The sequence below is a fragment of the Shewanella sp. MM_2022_3 genome (genome assembly GCF_022557375.1).
GTDB classification, from domain to species: Bacteria; Pseudomonadota; Gammaproteobacteria; order Enterobacterales; family Shewanellaceae; genus Shewanella; species Shewanella xiamenensis.
Map to the genome: position 1 here is coordinate 15556 of NZ_JAKZGV010000005.1, position 16029 is coordinate 31584.

Below are 16029 nucleotides of genomic sequence, written 5' to 3' on the forward strand. Positions count from 1 at the left end.
TGCAATTACATGATTAATTATGACTTCTTAAACATATCTCTTAAATTCGAGATATGGCTGCGCCCGGTCTGCATTCGCTCTTGCTCTGTTTGCTGTGGCTTACGGTTTTCCCAAATAAGGTCATCCTGCGGTAACTCATGCAGAAAGCGGCTCGGCTCGCAGCGCATAGTTTCACCAAACTGGCGACGCTCACGGCAGAGGGTGAACCATAGCTCACGTTGTGCCCGCGTTATCCCCACATAGGCAAGACGACGTTCTTCGTCGACGTTATCTTCATCTATGCTAGTTTGATGCGGCAGAATGCGCTCCTCAACCCCCACCATAAACACGAAGGGGAATTCCAGCCCTTTAGAGGCATGCAGCGTCATTAATTGCACCTGATCGCCACCTTCATCTTCGCTGTTACGCTCCATCATATCCCTAAGCGTTAGTCGGTTAACCACCTCAGGCAAGGTCATAGGTTCATCTAACTCATCCCCTGAGAGCATTTCCGTCACCCAGCGATACAACTCGGAGATGTTTTTCATCCGCATCTCGGCGGCCTTAGCACTGGTACTGGTCTCGTATAAATAGTCTTCGTAATTAATCTTACGGATCAATTGTTTTACGGCTTCAACCGGTTCGCCCCGCTCGGCGTGCTCACCCGTATCGACAATAAATCGACCAAATTGATACAAGGCTGACATGGCATTAGGCGGCAGATGATGATTCAGCTCAGGGTCAAAAATCGCCTCGAACATGGAGATATGTTTCTCGTTGGCAAAGTTACCCAAACGCTCCAAGGTGGATGGACCAATACCCCGTTTAGGTAAGTTAACCACCCGCAAAAAGGCATTATCATCATCGGGATTGACCACCAGTTTAAGGTAGCCCATGATGTCTTTAATCTCGGCTCTGGCAAAAAACGAAGTGCCGCCGCTTAGCTTGTAAGGGATACGGTTCGTCATCAACGCCCGCTCAAGTAGGCGAGACTGGTGGTTACCGCGATACAGAATTGCGTAATCACCAAATTGGGTACGGCCGACAAATTTGTGGCGAATGATTTCGGCGACCACACGCTCGGCTTCTTGTTCCTCATTGGCAGCAAACAGCACCCGCATCGGCTCACCATAAGCCAGTTCGCTAAATAACGACTTATCGTACACATGGGGATTGTTGGCGATAAGAATGTTCGCCGCCCGCAAAATGCGTTGGCTAGAACGATAATTTTGCTCAAGTTTAATCAACTTAAGCTTTGGGAAGTCTTTACCCAACAACACTAAGTTCTGCGGCTTAGCACCACGCCACGAATAGATAGACTGGTCATCGTCCCCCACCACGGTAAAACGCGCGCGCTCGCCCACCAGTAGCTTGACCATTTCATATTGGGAAGTGTTGGTATCCTGATATTCGTCCACCAGCAAGTATTGGATCTTGGTTTGCCAGCGCGTACGCACTTCTTCATGATGGCGTAACAATAGGGTTGGCAGCAGAATTAAGTCATCAAAATCCAAAGCGTTGTAGGCTTTCATATGCTGGGCATAACGCTGATATAACAGGGCAAACAACTGCTGCTGTTCATCCTTTGCCAGCTTGCGCGCTTGGTCGGGAATAATCAGCCCGCTCTTCCAATTGGAGATGCTGCTTGCCAAGGCTTTGAGTAAATCTTTATCTTCCTGTAATTCTTTTTGAGTCAGCTCTTTAAGGAGCGCAAGCGTATCTTGGTCATCGAATAACGAGAACCCAGGCTTTAAACCCAACACTTTATGCTCACGTTTTACAATCTCAAGACCTAAGGTATGGAAGGTCGAAATCCATAAACCTCTAGCCTCTTTACGCCCCATAGACTGTGCGACCCGCTCCTTCATCTCGCGCGCCGCTTTGTTGGTAAACGTCACGGCGGCGATATTGCGGGCATTGTAGCCACACTTTTGCACTAGATAGGCAATCTTGTTGATAATTACCCGCGTTTTGCCACTGCCCGCGCCCGCTAATACTAAGCAAGGCCCAGAAACATAATGAACGGCATCATTTTGGGCAGGATTGAGTTTCATCGTCGCGCAATATCCAAACAAGTCTTCAGAAGGGGGATGGGATCATAGCAGAAGCGAAGGTTTTAAGGCCAACAAATCCCCAGATATCAATTGAGCAAACAATAGAAATGACTCGTCTCTTCAAATGAATAAGCATTTGAATATGACATCCTAAAAACCAGTCAAATATGCTGCAATCAGTGTGCAGGCAAGCTTATTACAAAATAACTTTCTTAAATCACACTTTTGCCATTTTTTGAGCTAATTTGTTGCTAAGGTTGATAATGCGCAGTAGAATTCCGCATGAATGAACGTTCATTCACAGATGTCAATATCGGAAAGCAGAATGGATAACAAACGTGACTTAATACTTCGCTCCGCCGAAAAAATCATTGCGACAGCAGGCTTACATAACCTTTCAATGCAAAAACTAGCAGTAGATGCAGGCGTTGCCGCAGGTACGATCTACCGCTACTTCAAAGATAAAGAAGATTTGATCATTGAACTGCGTAAAGACGTATTACAACAAATTGCCAGCAAGTTGCTTGAAAACATTAATGAAGGCAGCTTTGACGAAAAATTTCGCCGCCTATGGTTCAAGATTGTTGAACTGGGTCGTGAACAATCCCATGCAAATTTGAGTTTTGCTCAGTATTCCCACCTCCCAGGGGTAGATGCACCTGAGCACCAAGCATTTGAAAGAGAAATATTTCAACCGCTACACCAATTATTTGAGCAGGCAAAAAACCAAGGAATGATTCAAAAGCTTGATAATACCTTGTTGTTTTCTATCGCCTTTGAGCCGGCTATCGCTATAGGCAAACGCCTACGGCGAGGCCATTTGGAATGTACAGAAAATGAAATCCGGCGGGCATGTGAATTATGCCTAAAGGCCATTTCAATCAATCTTCAACTTTAACTCTAGGAATCTTTAGCACCATGAAAAAATGGACTCTAAGTATGCTAGCGATCGCTGTACTTGCCTTTGGCTCGGTGATCGGCTTTAACCTGATGGTAAAAAATAAAATCGCCGAGGCGATCGCCAATATGCCAGAGGCTGAGTTTCCTGTAACAGCCATGACATTAGATATGCAAAAGTGGCAACCCACAATTGATGCGATTGGCTTTGTTGAGCCGCATCAAGGGGTGACCATCTCCAACGAATTAGCAGGACGCGTCACCAGCATTAATTTTGAAAACGGTAGCCGAGTGGAAAAAGGCCAACTACTGGCCGAACTCGATGCCAAAGTGGAAAGAGCCAACCTTAAAAGCAAAATGGTACAACTGCCCGCCGCTGAGGCCGACTTCAAACGCCTTTCAAAACTCTATGCGCAAAAGTCAGTCTCTAAACAGGATTTAGACAATAGTGAATCTAAATACTTGGCCTTACAGGCGGATATTGAAAGTTTAAAAGCCACTATCGAGCGCCGTGAAATCAGTGCGCCTTTCAGTGGTTTAGTGGGTATTCGTAACATTAACTTAGGTGAATATCTTCAGCCTGGTACCGATATTGTGCGTCTCGAAGATATCAGCACAATGAAAATCCGCTTCACTATTCCGCAAACCCAATTACCTCGTATTGCCGTAGGTCAAAAAATCCATGTGTTTGTGGACTCTTATCCTGAGCAACCCTTCGAAGGTGAAATTGCCGCGATTGAACCCGCCGTGTTTTACCAAAGCGGTCTGATCCAAGTGCAAGCACGCATTCCTAACGATAACGCCAAACTGCGTAGCGGGATGTTTGCCCGAGTATCCATCCTATTGCCAGAACTGAACGATCAGTTTGTACTGCCACAAACCGCCATCAACTTTACCCTTTATGGTAACTCTATTTACCTCATCAAAGAGGTCGAAGAAAACGGTAAAAAGCTGGCTAGAGTCGAGCAAATCAACCTGACGGTATTAGAGCGTAACGGCAATAACGCGCTGGTGAGTGGAGCGTTAAAAGCGGGAGATCGCATTGTCACCTCAGGGCAAATTCGCCTCAGTAACAACAGTAAAGTGACAGTGGTTGAAGACCAAGCCCTGACCCACTCCGACACTATGCCAAAGCTGTAATAGGAGCAAGATAATGCGCTTTACAGATATCTTTATTAGGCGACCCGTACTCGCCGCCTCAATCAGCTTTCTCTTGCTGCTGTTAGGCTTTAATGCCCTCAATAGCATGCAAGTGCGTGAATATCCGAAGATGACGAATACCGTAGTCACGGTATCGACCAGTTATTACGGCGCGGATGCAAATCTAATCCAAGGTTTTATTACTCAACCGTTAGAGCAAGCCTTAGCGCAGGCCGATAACGTTGACTTTATGACCTCAGAGAGCTTCCTCGGCACCTCGAAAATTTCGGTGTATATGAAGCTCAATACCGATCCGAATGGCGCCTTGGCCGATATTCTCGCCAAGGTGAACTCAGTAAGATCGCAACTGCCCAAAGAGGCTGAAGATCCCAGTGTTGAAATGTCCACTGGCTCGCAAACCTCTGTACTGTATATTTCATTTTTTAGTGATCAGATTAACTCAAGCCAGCTAACGGATTACCTTGAGCGCGTCGTCAAACCTCAGCTCTTTACCATTGACGGCGTTGCTAAAGTGAATTTATACGGCGGTATTAAATACGCCATGCGTATTTGGCTCGATCCCGCCAGAATGGGGGCATTTAACCTCTCCTCCAGCGATGTAATGCAAGTATTGCAGGCGAACAACTACCAGTCAGCGGTAGGTCAAACCAACAGTGTTTACACCCTTTTTAACGGCACCGCAGACACTCAAGTTGCCACCATCGAAGAGTTAAAACGCTTAGTGATCGGCAGTAAAGATGGTTTAGTCGTTCGTCTCGGTGATATTGCCGATGTTAGCCTCGAAAAGAGTCATGATATCTACCGCGCCTTAGCCAATGGCAAAGAAGCCGTGGTCATCGGCCTTGATGTCACGCCAACGGCTAACCCGCTTACCGTTGCGGCTGATACCCGCGCCCTGTTACCTGAAATTGAGCGTAACTTACCGCCATCCATTGAATCGAGCATTCTGTACGACTCCTCACTCGCAATTGATGAATCGATTAAAGAAGTGGTTAAAACCATTGGTGAAGCCGCGATTATTGTTATCGTGGTAATCACTCTCTTCTTAGGTTCGCTTCGCGCCGTGGTGATCCCGATTGTGACCATTCCGCTCTCGCTGATTGGGGTTGCCATCATCATGCAGATGTTTGGTTTTACGCTCAATCTCATGACCCTACTGGCCATGGTGCTCGCCATTGGTTTGGTGGTTGACGATGCGATTGTGGTGGTCGAAAACGTCGACAGACATATCAAGCTGGGTGAATCGCCCTTTAGAGCCGCGATTATCGGTACCCGCGAAATCGCGGTGCCAGTGATCTCCATGACCATTACCCTCGCCGCGGTTTATGCGCCGATTGCCTTAATGGGCGGGATCACCGGCTCATTATTTAAGGAGTTTGCCCTTACACTCGCAGGTTCTGTGTTTATCTCGGGCATAGTGGCACTGACACTGTCACCCATGATGTGTGCCAAAATACTCAAACCCCATACCGCACCTAATCGGTTCGAAATGGGAGTCGAAAACTTCCTCACGGGGCTGACTCGCCGTTACAGCAACATGCTAGATGCGGTGATGTTACATCGCCCTGTCATCGTCGCCTTTGCGATTATCGTGTTCGCTTCACTGCCAGTACTGTTTAAGTTTATCCCATCAGAACTGGCGCCCAACGAAGATAAAGGCGTGGTAATGATGATGGGCACGGCACCTTCGACTGCCAACTTGGACTACATCCAAGCCAATATGGGCTTAGTCACGGATATGATTAAGGCACAGCCTGAATCAGCCGCGTCACTCGCCTTTGTGGGCGTACCAAGTTCCAGCCAAGCCTTCGGGATCGCGCCATTAGTGCCTTGGAGTGAGCGGGATAAGAGCCAAAAACAAATGCAGGAGTTTTTTGCTAAAGAAGTGAAGCACATTCCTGGAATGGCGATTACAACGTTCCAAATGCCTGAACTGCCTGGGGCGTCGAGTGGTTTACCGATTCAGTTTGTGATTACCACATCAAACTCCTTCGCTAGCCTCTTTCAAATCGGTACAGGCGTACTGGAAAAGGTGCAAAAGAGTCCCTTGTTTGTGTACTCAGAAATCAACCTGAAATTCGATTCAGGCACCATGAAACTGCATATCAAGCGTGACTTAGCCGGGACCTACGGCGTGACCATGCAAGATATCGGGATCACACTCGCCACCATGATGAGTGATGGCTATGTGAATCGCATTAACTTGGATGGTCGCTCCTACGAAGTGATCCCACAGGTGGAGCGTAAACTGCGGGCGAACCCAGAATCGCTGGCTAATTACTATGTCAAAGCCGCCGATGGTAAATCCATTCCGCTATCCAGCTTGGTTGATATTGAAATGGTGGCCGAGCCTCGCTCACTGCCGCACTTTAACCAAATGAATGCCTTGACTGTGGGTGGTGTAGCCGCGCCAGGCGTAGCCATTGGTGATGCCATCAGCTTTTTGCAAAATATTGGCGATAATGAGTTACCTAAAGGTTATAGCTACGACTTCCTCGGTGAAGCGCGCCAGTTTGTCACTGAAGGATCGGCACTTTATGCCACTTTCTTGCTGGCAATTGCGATTATTTTCTTAGTACTCGCCAGCCAATTTGAAAGCCTTAAAGATCCCTTAGTCATCTTGGTATCTGTACCGTTGGCGATTAGCGGCGCCTTGATTGTACTCGGGTGGACCCATGTATTTGGCTTAGCCAAAATTAATATCTACACCCAGGTAGGATTAATTACGTTAGTGGGTCTTATCACTAAACACGGGATCTTGATGTGCGAAGTGGCCAAAGAGGAACAACTCCACCGTGGGCTATCTAAACTTGAGGCGATTAAACTGGCGGCAACCATCCGCTTACGCCCGATTTTAATGACCACTGCAGCGATGATTGCGGGTCTATTGCCGCTATTATTTGCTTCCGGCGCTGGGGCGGTAGCACGCTTTAATATCGGTATTGTGATTGTCGCTGGTTTATCGATTGGGACCATTTTTACCCTGTTTGTATTACCGGTGATTTATACCTATCTTGCTGAAAAACATGAGCCTTTGCCCGTGTTTGACGAAGATACCGACGGGCTAGCCCACAACAGCTAACCGCATCCAAGTAAAACCCACGTCCCTTAAGACGTAGGTTTTGCAAGGCGGTTTTCTTTTGAAAGCCAACGTACTAGGTTACAATCCACCCATTCAGTAAAGAGGCGGACAAGAAGATGATCAATCCAAAGAAAATCGAAGAAATGGCGAAGCAACTGAGCGATAGCCTGCCCAGCGGTCTTAAGCAATTTGCCGGCGAATTTGAAGAGCGCAGCAAGCAAGTGCTGCAAAATCAATTGCTCAAGTTGGATATGGTGTCCCGCGAGGAATTTGAAGTACAGCAGCATGTATTACTGAAAACCCGCGAGAAATTAGAAGCCCTGCAAGCACAAGTGAATGAGCTTGAGAAAAAGCTAAACGCCGCGGACTAACTTATAATGCGTGTTTGAAAGAGCACAGTTAGCGATGGCGCAGCTGTGCTTTTTTGTTTTAACACTTCAAGCATTAAGTCACTTAGGGAAATAATGCAACAACTCGCCAGCTACATCCTTGCTATTCAAGGCTATCCTAGCCCAGTGTCAGTGGTGAGCCACACCCAAGAGCAGCAAAGTTATCGAGACGATAATGCTGAAATGTGTGAATCTTTGACCTTATATCACTTCAACAACGGGGTTGTGGTCAGTCTGTTAAGCGAGCAAGATAAACAAGCTGATGAGCCAAACGCGGTTTGTGAGGATTATTGGTTGAGTTATCGAGTCGTCACCGCCAATATCGCGATTTCGCCGCAGCAAAAGTCCTTTAGCAATCTCTGCCAACAAGGCTTTTGGCTTAAGATGCAGCAAGGGCTTAACGAGTAAGAATAGCCGTCGGCGCTTAGACCTAGCGCCAGAGTTCGAATCGTCAGGGAAGAAAGCCATGGATATCGCAAGCACCACTTTTAATCAGGACTATCTGCTTTGGGGATTATTGCTCCTTGGCGGCCTGCCACTGCTCAGCTATCCCTTTGTAGTCCTCGCCAGCCTGATGGGACTTGCCAGCCGAACCACGATTAACGTGCACTGGTTTTACCGGCTGATGAATAAGAGTTTTCTGTGGGGAACCCTTGCCTATCCCTTAGTGTACATTCCCTGCTACTGGCTCGCGCGGGCGGAGAACAGTTCATTATCCTTAGCCTATGCCACCCTGCCGCTGCTCTTTTTAGCACTGCTGTACCTGTGCTTTCGCTGGATGGATGTACCGCCTAAAGACAAACGCCCAGATAATGACAAAGATCCCGATTAGATCTTCTGCTGCCGTGCGTATAGTTGTTTAAATTCCTTATGGTTAGCCTTCACCAGTTTCCAGCGGCTGCAACCATTAAAACGCGCATACTCAGTAACTGCCGCCTCAAATGCCGCACAAAAGCCATCATCCATGCCGCTAAATCCCTCTTCTAAAGTCAGCTGTTGTAATAACAGTAAACCGCTTTGCCGCTCGGCTTTCACATCCACTCGACCAACAAAGCAGTCACGCCACAAAATCGCGAGGGAGTAATAGCCATATTGGCGTTTTTCGGCGGGCACATAGACTTCAATTTGATAATCAAAATCAAACCATTGCTTTAATCGCTGCCGCTGAATTAATAGATTATCGAAGGGATTGAGTAACCAGACTCGATTGGGTATTGCAGCGGTTATTTGCAGCTCGGGGCGATAAAAATACCATTGCCCTTCCGCCTTAAAGCTTGCCAACTCACCTTGAGACTGCATAGCGGCTAATTGCTCATTCACATTAGCTTTTATGCCTTTGCGCAGATAAGCGATTTGCGCTGCCGAGCCAAAGGCATGGGCAGCGAGATAACGCTCAATCAAGTGGCGAGCAAATTCGCTCTCGCTTGGCGCTTGGGTATTGATATGCTCTGGCAGCACGCGCTCGGTAAGATCATAACATTTTTGAAATTTCTCCCTGCGCACCACCATTAACTCGCCGCGCATAAACAACTGCTCTAGCGCCTTTTTGGCGGGCTTCCAATCCCACCAGGCACCGTTTTTGCCTTCTGCATGTTCAAAGTCACTGGCCTTCAGTGGTCCTTCGGCGCGAATGCGGGCGCGCACTTCCTGCATCACCTTATCGTCTGGCTCAAACCAATGTTTGCCGCCATTTTGCAGCTGTTGTTTACGTTGCAAACTAAAACGGTAGTCGGCAATGGGTAAATATGCCGCCGCATGGGACCAATATTCAAAAATCTCGCCCTGTGCCAGCGCAGTATCTAACATCTGCGGTTGATACTGTGGTATCCGGCTATGCAACACATGGTGGTGCGCCCGCTCGACCACATTAATCGAATCGATTTGCACATACCCGAGACGGCTAATCAGCTCACAGACCGAAGTCTGCGGTTGTAATAAGCCCTGCTGTTGCATATTCAATTGCAACCACTCACGGGGTGAAAAAGGACTCGACATAAATTCTCCCAAAATGCTCAAAAACAATTGCGCCCAAAGATTGATGCCATGACTGACAGATGATCAAAAGGATAATCCTCTTACTTTTGTCGGATATTTCGTAAACTTAGCGTGAATTTGTCAGCTCGCGTACAACTTGAGTTAACATAGGGCATTTCCTCGCTTAGGGCTATCGCTTACCTCGAGTCAAACAACTCCCTCTTACAAAGGTTAGCCCCTCATTAAGGATTGATGAATGAATATCTATTACCGCGAAGCCAAACTCTGCGGCCGTAAAACCGGCAATGGTACTAAACTGCCATTTTTAATGAATATGCTGTACTCACTCGGTGAAAAGAATGGCGAGTTACAACCTTTCAGCATCGACGATATTAAGGCAGTCCTGTTTAACCAACATCAATCGATTGGCTGCTCCATCAAAGCGCCTTTACCCATAGTCTCTTGGCGCAGTGAAGCCATTTGGTACGAGCTATTCAAAGGTGAAGCGCCCGTGTATCTGCCCCAATGCATCACCTTTAGCAATGGCGCAATCGACTATGCGATTGTCGTGATTGGCGATGAGTATGAGCTACGTATTTGGCCGGACTGCAATAATCGTGAGCGTGAAAAACACCAATGGTTTTCACACCATGCCGCCGTCTACTCCGAAGAAATCGATGTCTTTAAAGAATGTCTTGAGACGCTACTCAAACATATCCGCAAGGAAGATGACTTTGAGGCTAAACACCCGAAATTTGACAAACAACGCACCAGTTCAAAATAGGTTTTAGCGCACTTAAAGGCGATTGCCATAATTTTGCCACTATTGATCAGCAACTTGCCCGCAACTTCCGTGGGCAAATCTGCTTTAATACCCGCCGTAATATCGAGTTAGCCCAATAGTATGCAATGGCGACTCGCGCGTATTTCATAGGGAATGAAATCCATGTTTAACATTATTTTCTGGGTGCTCACGTTACTGAGTTTGGCGCTGTTTGGCGGCGCTATCTATTTAGTGGCGCGCGCACTCCTTAAAAAACTCAATCGTGATCAAGGAACCGATATGTCAACACAAGAGCCGTGGGCAGCAACTACGACAAAGGGAACGGCAAAGAACACCACGCTATTAAAGGCCTTAACCATTGGCATACTGTCGATTGTGGCCTTGCTACCGCTCGGGATCATTATGGATATGACGTCCGATCGCGAAATGCTTTACAACAGTGTGGTCGATGAAATCGGCCGCTCATGGGGCGAGCAGCAAACCCTCTCAGGTCCTGCGCTAGTGATCCCTTATAGCTATTTTGTGATGCAGGAAGAAGTCAGTAACGACGGCAAAACCCGCCACGAAGTGAAGCGCACCTATCAAGATGAGCTGGTGATTCTGCCGAAAAAGCTCACTCTCGATTTAGACCTAAAACATGATTTCCGTACCCGTGGCATTTATCAATCGCTGGTGTATAACGCGGCGCTTAAGGGGCAGGCTGACTTTCGCTTAAATCGTTATGACATTCCTAACCTTATCGCCTTTGATAACAAAAATGCCCGTTTAGTCTTTGGTGTGTCATCAAACCAAGCAATTGATAAAGTAGAAAAGATTGAGGTGACAGGCGATTCAGTCTTACTCTCTGGCTCGCTGATGTCGGGCACTGGCTTGACGACTGGCGGTCTAGAGAAAGGCTTTAACCAAGGGATCCAAGTCGGCGAAGCAAGTGATTTTAGCGTGAACTTTGCCATGACACTGCGCGGCTCTCAGTCGATTAGTGCCCTGCCATTAGGCGAGCAAACCTTGTTGAATATCCATGCCGACTGGCCGCACCCGAGTTTTAAAGGCTTACTCCCAGCAGAGCGCGAAATCACTGCCAACGGATTTACCGCCAACTGGAATATCAGTCACTTAACTCGCAACTACCCGCAGGAGTTTATTAAGAGTAATCAGTCGACGCTTACCGAAGTCGTGGCCAATGCCATGTTATTTGAGCCAGTGACCCATTACGGCAAGATTGAGCGCTCAGTTAAATACGGCCTGCTGTTTATCGTACTGACTTTTATCATGTTATTTATTTTTGAACTGGGACAAAAGACCAGCCTAAGCACAGTGCAATATATGCTGGTTGGCAGTGCGATGGCCCTGTTCTACCTGCTGTTACTGTCACTCTCGGAGCACCTCGCCTTCCTGCAAGCCTATCTGATTGCCGCCTGTATTCCTGTGCTGTCGGTATCCGCTTATGTGGGCAGTGCCACCGCTAGCGTTAAACGTGGCGCGATAGTAGGCACTATGCTGGTGAGCTTGTATGCGGTGTTGTACTCAATACTGCAATTAGAAGATTACGCCCTACTGATGGGTACTGGCTTGTTATTAGTGGTTTTACTGATTTTGATGTTCGTAACCCGTCATCAACCCAAGGACACAGTGCAATAGCACCTACAGCTCCACCCTTGAAGCCCCCCGACAGCGCACTTTTTGCTGTCGGGATTTTTTTATTGGCAAGACCACATGTGACATGTAGCCTATTGCGTTTACTCGGAGGCGAATATTTTGACTCATCCAGCCTATCTTCTACGTCGTTTGGTGCTTGTATGGTTACTGCTAGCAGCGATTCCAAGCCTACTGTTACTTACGCAAAATCAATTATTTCCGCTGCTCGATCTACAATCGCCCTTAGCCAGAGCCTTGTACTGGCTCACCACAACCGGCACAGCGCCCTATGGGGTTGCGACTGTTTTAGTCGTGTTGGCGCTTGCCTATTGTTATATGCCTAAAGCATTATTTATTAACTTGTTTTTAGCCATCAGCCTAAGCCAAGTATTAAGCCTAAGCACTAGCCATGCCCTTAAAAGTTTTTTTAAAGAGCCAAGGCCCAATCTGGTGTATCTATCTGAGCAAGCACTCCCAGATGATGCACAGTTAACTCCGCAAACCTTCTATCAACTCGCAAAACCAGAACGCTCACAGGCCATTGCTGAGGCGCTGACCGAGCTGCAAACGAGAACCTCAGCGGTAAAACTGTCCCCAAAAATCCACCAACATTGGGAAGATGAAATCGGCTATTCCTTCCCGTCTGGACACACCATTTTTGCCGTAACCTTAGTGCTAACCGCCAGCTACTATCTGCTTTTAGCGGGTTTACCTCTATTCACCAGTGCGTTATTGGTTTGGGGATTATTGATGGGCCTAAGCAGTATGCTACTCGGCATGCACTGGCCGCAGGATGTGCTCTTTTCCACCCTACTGGCCGCTATCATCAGCAGCTTAAGCATATTTTTGGTCAGTAAAATGCGTCTATTCACGCAAAGGTTTGCGAAAACCTCTTCGCAATAACGCCTAGAGCGACAATTCGCCATCAGACCTTTATACCAATCGTATTAAATATCTGTTCATTCAGCGGGAGTTAAACGCGCTTTAGACAAGGCGAAGGCTTGAAGGCATAGTGGTGCTCTGTCGAAAGCCTTAAACGCAGTATAAAGCACGTTCAATCCCGCCCTTCGGGAGCCTCACAGGCATCCCACTCCGGTGTTGCATTGACTTAAAAGGGAATGACCATTTCTGCGTCAATGCGCCTTGGATTGAAATGCCTGTGAGGCTCTGAACTGATTAGATATTTAATGTGATTGGTATTACACAAGATTTTTGGCAAACAGCGCTAACACTGGCAAACTAGGGGTAGAGTCCGCTACCCCTAAACTTTCCATGACTGAAACTCACCCATATAAACTCGACCAACTCGATTTAACCATTTTGCGTTTACTACAAACCCACGGCAGGTTATCGAATCTTGAACTGGCAACGAAAGTCGGCCTGTCGCCGTCCCCTTGCTCACGCCGCGTTAAAGCCCTAGAAGAAGCGGGTTATATTGCCGATTATGTCACGCGTCTGTCAGCGGATAAATTCAACCTACATTTGACTGCGTATATCCATGTAAGGATGGAAAAACACACGCCTGCAATCCTCAACCAATTTGAAGCCAATATACTGGGCTACGAAGAAGTCCAAGAATGCGCGCTGATCACCGGTTCTGAAGCCGACTATCAACTCAAAGTGTTAGTCCAAGATATGGCGCACTTTCGTACTTTTCTGTTAGATAAACTCACCACCAATGTGCATATCGCAGGTGTGCATTCCAGCTTCGTGTTGAAAAAGGTCAAAGAGCACACGGCCATCCCCTTAAGCCATATCACCATTGAACCCTAAGCGCAGTAAAAGTGACGGCCGCTGCGATAGCGTGAGACCAATGCAGCTATGGTTGCAGCGTCGCTACCCCAAGCAGCTCATCCTGCGAAAGGTATTTTTGGCGATAAGATCACAATTTATTAGGTTTTTACCATCGCAATTAATCGCTAAAGCGAGGCTGCCAGCCACCGCCACGAGCAACATAATCTCGAACCTCACCACAAATCAAAATTTAACACCAAAATCAAAGCAAAATACGAACAATAATTGCCGATTAACATCAATTTAACGCACAAAAATTGCGTTGAACTTCTTATTTATCCGCCTAAGATACGCCTTCTTTTTACGGGAGGCACAATGCAATCGGCCAATACAAATTCGACTAACCATTTCAGCTCACGCTTAGGTTTTATTATGGCGGCAGCCGGCAGTGCCGTTGGTGTCGGCAACATTTGGGGATTCCCCACCCAAGCGGCAACCCATGGCGGCGGGGCCTTTTTGCTGGTGTACCTAGTACTGATTTTTATCCTAGGCATTCCCATGCTGATGGCCGAACTGATGATTGGTCGCCACGGACAAACCAACCCCGCCGATGCCATGGGTAAACTCGGTTGCAACTCGCTCACCCGTAATTTAGGCAAGACAATAGGGTTGATTTCTATCGTAACAGCAGGGTTGATCTACACCTTCTACAGCATTCTTTCTGGCTGGTTTGTGAGCTACGCCATCGCCCCAATTGCCACGGCTATGGGCTCGCACGATACCGCTGCTTGGCTAATGGATTTCTCGCTGTCGCGCAATCTGGTATTCACGCTAATTTTTAGCGCGCTGGTATTTTTGGTATTGCTGCAGGGCGTACAAGAAGGTATCGAAAAATGGTCTAAACGCTTAATGCCGCTATTGTTGATCATGCTGATCGCGGGAGTGGCCTATATCTTCACCCTCAATGGCGCAAGTGAAGGTATTACCGCACTATTAACGCCTAACGTTGCCAAGGCTATCGCGCCAGATACCTTGATCAACGCACTCGGACAGACCTTTTTCTCACTCACCATAGGCACTGGTGCCATGATGGTTTATGGCAGCTATTTGAGCCAAAAAGAGAATATTGCCAAATTAACCATCTGGGTTGCCTTTACCGATAGCGGCATCGCCTTTCTCGCCGCCTTTTTAATCATCCCAGCCATGTATGTAGCCCAGCATAATGGCGTGCAGATTTTTAGCGCTGAAGGCAAGTTAATCGATTCGGATGCATTGGTCTTTACTGTTTTACCCGCCTTATTCTCAACCCTAGGCGACACGGCCAACCTCATTATTAGCGTGGTGTTCTTTATGCTGCTGATCATCGCCGGCCTGACGTCAGCCATTTCCATCGCCGAGGTGCCAACGAGTTATGTGATGCAAAAATGTGGATTCAGCCGCCAACGTGCTACCTTGATCATCGGCCTATTGTTGACCTCATTATCCCTATTACTGGCGGTATTTTTTGAGACGCTATTTAGTTTCACTATCATGCTAACCACGCAAATGGCCCAACCGCTGGTAGCCCTCGGTATTGCGATTTACTTAGGTTGGATTTGGCGCCAAAGCCAGTTACTCAAGGCGATAAGTGGACAAGAGGGTGTCGATGCCACGGGGCTTTTCTGGCGCATTTGGCCAAGGTACGTGAAGTATGTTTGCCCAGTACTAATCATCGCGATCGCGATCAGGCAATTTGTGTAACCTCTTTCCAAACGCTAACAATCCATGCTGAGTTCGGGGATTGTTAGCTCCTCATCAAAAAACTAAGCCCAACCTTTTATTCTGTTTAAATATATAATGCCAACCAACTTAAAAAACACCTAAGGTATAGCACTTTATTTTTGTATAAGTATAATCAGCCCCCAATGGGAGCAATTGAAATTGATTTCCTTTAAACGTTGCAGATTAATTTTGCAATAGACTTTCATATAAAATGGATTTTATTATGCTAGCGTGGCTCATCTTGATATTAATAACGATTGTTCCAGTAAAAATTGGAGCTGAGTTATTTGAAGCAGAAAACAAAAGTATTATACATTGTGGTTTAGCCGTTACGATTGGAACAATACTAGCATTCACAATAGTTATTGCTATCAAAGGATTGCTTGGGCTAATTGTGACATACATTGCAATATCAGTAGTTTACAGCAAAATCTTTCAACTATCCTTTGGTAAAGGTTTAACTTTTACATTAGTAGTATTTGTAATTCAATTAGGAATAGTACAAGGTTTAACTGATTTTGGCCTCCACCTTATTTCTCCATATATTAGCACCTCAACTTAACGAAAAATCAGCACTAT

14 protein-coding genes are annotated in these 16029 nt (G+C 46.9%); 12 read left to right on the forward strand and 2 right to left on the reverse strand.

Features of this window, described 5'->3' with window-relative positions; translation table 11 throughout:
- Positions 1-17 precede the first annotated feature (17 nt).
- Positions 18-2033: a DNA helicase Rep gene (gene rep, locus MMG82_RS04560; protein WP_241406533.1), complete on the reverse strand. Its 2016-nt coding sequence runs from the start codon at positions 2031-2033 to the stop codon at positions 18-20.
- Between the two features lie 325 nt (positions 2034-2358).
- Here rep and MMG82_RS04565 point away from each other — a divergent pair, with 325 nt between their 5' ends.
- The 6 genes from MMG82_RS04565 to MMG82_RS04590 all read left to right on the forward strand — a co-directional run bounded on the left by MMG82_RS04565 (position 2359) and on the right by MMG82_RS04590 (position 8394).
- Positions 2359-2931, forward strand: coding sequence for a TetR/AcrR family transcriptional regulator (locus MMG82_RS04565; protein WP_037423387.1), 573 nt, complete (start codon positions 2359-2361; stop codon positions 2929-2931).
- A gap of 20 nt (positions 2932-2951) precedes the next feature.
- The gene (locus tag MMG82_RS04570) at positions 2952-4070 is read left to right on the forward strand and encodes an efflux RND transporter periplasmic adaptor subunit (RefSeq protein WP_037423385.1); all 1119 of its coding nucleotides are present in this window, start codon (positions 2952-2954) and stop codon (positions 4068-4070) included.
- 13 nt (positions 4071-4083) lie between these two features.
- Positions 4084-7173 (forward strand): multidrug efflux RND transporter permease subunit, encoded by a 3090-nt coding sequence (locus MMG82_RS04575; protein WP_047535294.1) that lies wholly within the window; start codon positions 4084-4086, stop codon positions 7171-7173.
- 116 nt (positions 7174-7289) lie between these two features.
- A complete protein-coding gene (locus MMG82_RS04580) occupies positions 7290-7544 on the forward strand; it encodes an accessory factor UbiK family protein (protein WP_023266071.1) in 255 nt (84 codons plus the stop codon).
- Positions 7545-7637: 93 nt separating this feature from the next.
- Positions 7638-7970 (forward strand): hypothetical protein, encoded by a 333-nt coding sequence (locus MMG82_RS04585; protein WP_023266072.1) that lies wholly within the window; start codon positions 7638-7640, stop codon positions 7968-7970.
- A gap of 58 nt (positions 7971-8028) precedes the next feature.
- A complete protein-coding gene (locus MMG82_RS04590) occupies positions 8029-8394 on the forward strand; it encodes a hypothetical protein (RefSeq protein ID WP_037423378.1) in 366 nt (121 codons plus the stop codon).
- Here MMG82_RS04590 and MMG82_RS04595 read toward each other — a convergent pair.
- A complete protein-coding gene (locus tag MMG82_RS04595; RefSeq protein WP_047535291.1) occupies positions 8391-9557 on the reverse strand; it encodes a crosslink repair DNA glycosylase YcaQ family protein in 1167 nt (388 codons plus the stop codon). The two genes, MMG82_RS04590 and MMG82_RS04595, sit on opposite strands and share 4 nt — an antisense overlap.
- A gap of 235 nt (positions 9558-9792) precedes the next feature.
- Here MMG82_RS04595 and MMG82_RS04600 point away from each other — a divergent pair, with 235 nt between their 5' ends.
- The 6 genes from MMG82_RS04600 to MMG82_RS04625 all read left to right on the forward strand — a co-directional run bounded on the left by MMG82_RS04600 (position 9793) and on the right by MMG82_RS04625 (position 16012).
- Complete coding sequence (locus MMG82_RS04600; RefSeq protein WP_023266075.1) at positions 9793-10320, forward strand: hypothetical protein; 528 nt, start codon at positions 9793-9795, stop codon at positions 10318-10320.
- Between the two features lie 162 nt (positions 10321-10482).
- Positions 10483-11958 carry a cell envelope integrity protein CreD gene (gene creD / locus MMG82_RS04605; RefSeq protein ID WP_241406534.1) on the forward strand — a complete coding sequence of 492 codons (1476 nt, stop codon included), beginning with the start codon at positions 10483-10485 and terminating at the stop codon, positions 11956-11958.
- Positions 11959-12075: 117 nt separating this feature from the next.
- Complete coding sequence (locus MMG82_RS04610; protein ID WP_241406535.1) at positions 12076-12858, forward strand: phosphatase PAP2 family protein; 783 nt, start codon at positions 12076-12078, stop codon at positions 12856-12858.
- 369 nt (positions 12859-13227) lie between these two features.
- The gene (locus MMG82_RS04615; RefSeq protein WP_037427707.1) at positions 13228-13728 is read left to right on the forward strand and encodes an Lrp/AsnC family transcriptional regulator; all 501 of its coding nucleotides are present in this window, start codon (positions 13228-13230) and stop codon (positions 13726-13728) included.
- Between the two features lie 336 nt (positions 13729-14064).
- Positions 14065-15429 (forward strand): sodium-dependent transporter, encoded by a 1365-nt coding sequence (locus MMG82_RS04620; protein ID WP_088586560.1) that lies wholly within the window; start codon positions 14065-14067, stop codon positions 15427-15429.
- Between the two features lie 244 nt (positions 15430-15673).
- Positions 15674-16012: a hypothetical protein gene (locus tag MMG82_RS04625; protein WP_037423361.1), complete on the forward strand. Its 339-nt coding sequence runs from the start codon at positions 15674-15676 to the stop codon at positions 16010-16012.
- Positions 16013-16029 lie beyond the last annotated feature (17 nt).

Bases quoted from the DNA above. Each gene is read 5' to 3' on its own strand.
- rep (WP_241406533.1), bottom strand. From the start codon at position 2,033: ATGAAACTCAATCCTGCCCAAAATGATGCCGTTCATTATGTTTCTGGG.
- MMG82_RS04565 (WP_037423387.1), top strand. From the start codon at position 2,359: ATGGATAACAAACGTGACTTAATACTTCGCTCCGCCGAAAAAATCATT.
- MMG82_RS04570 (WP_037423385.1), top strand. From the start codon at position 2,952: ATGAAAAAATGGACTCTAAGTATGCTAGCGATCGCTGTACTTGCCTTT.
- MMG82_RS04575 (WP_047535294.1), top strand. From the start codon at position 4,084: ATGCGCTTTACAGATATCTTTATTAGGCGACCCGTACTCGCCGCCTCA.
- MMG82_RS04580 (WP_023266071.1), top strand. From the start codon at position 7,290: ATGATCAATCCAAAGAAAATCGAAGAAATGGCGAAGCAACTGAGCGAT.
- MMG82_RS04585 (WP_023266072.1), top strand. From the start codon at position 7,638: ATGCAACAACTCGCCAGCTACATCCTTGCTATTCAAGGCTATCCTAGC.
- MMG82_RS04590 (WP_037423378.1), top strand. From the start codon at position 8,029: ATGGATATCGCAAGCACCACTTTTAATCAGGACTATCTGCTTTGGGGA.
- MMG82_RS04595 (WP_047535291.1), bottom strand. From the start codon at position 9,557: ATGTCGAGTCCTTTTTCACCCCGTGAGTGGTTGCAATTGAATATGCAA.
- MMG82_RS04600 (WP_023266075.1), top strand. From the start codon at position 9,793: ATGAATATCTATTACCGCGAAGCCAAACTCTGCGGCCGTAAAACCGGC.
- creD (WP_241406534.1), top strand. From the start codon at position 10,483: ATGTTTAACATTATTTTCTGGGTGCTCACGTTACTGAGTTTGGCGCTG.
- MMG82_RS04615 (WP_037427707.1), top strand. From the start codon at position 13,228: ATGACTGAAACTCACCCATATAAACTCGACCAACTCGATTTAACCATT.
- MMG82_RS04620 (WP_088586560.1), top strand. From the start codon at position 14,065: ATGCAATCGGCCAATACAAATTCGACTAACCATTTCAGCTCACGCTTA.
- MMG82_RS04625 (WP_037423361.1), top strand. From the start codon at position 15,674: ATGCTAGCGTGGCTCATCTTGATATTAATAACGATTGTTCCAGTAAAA.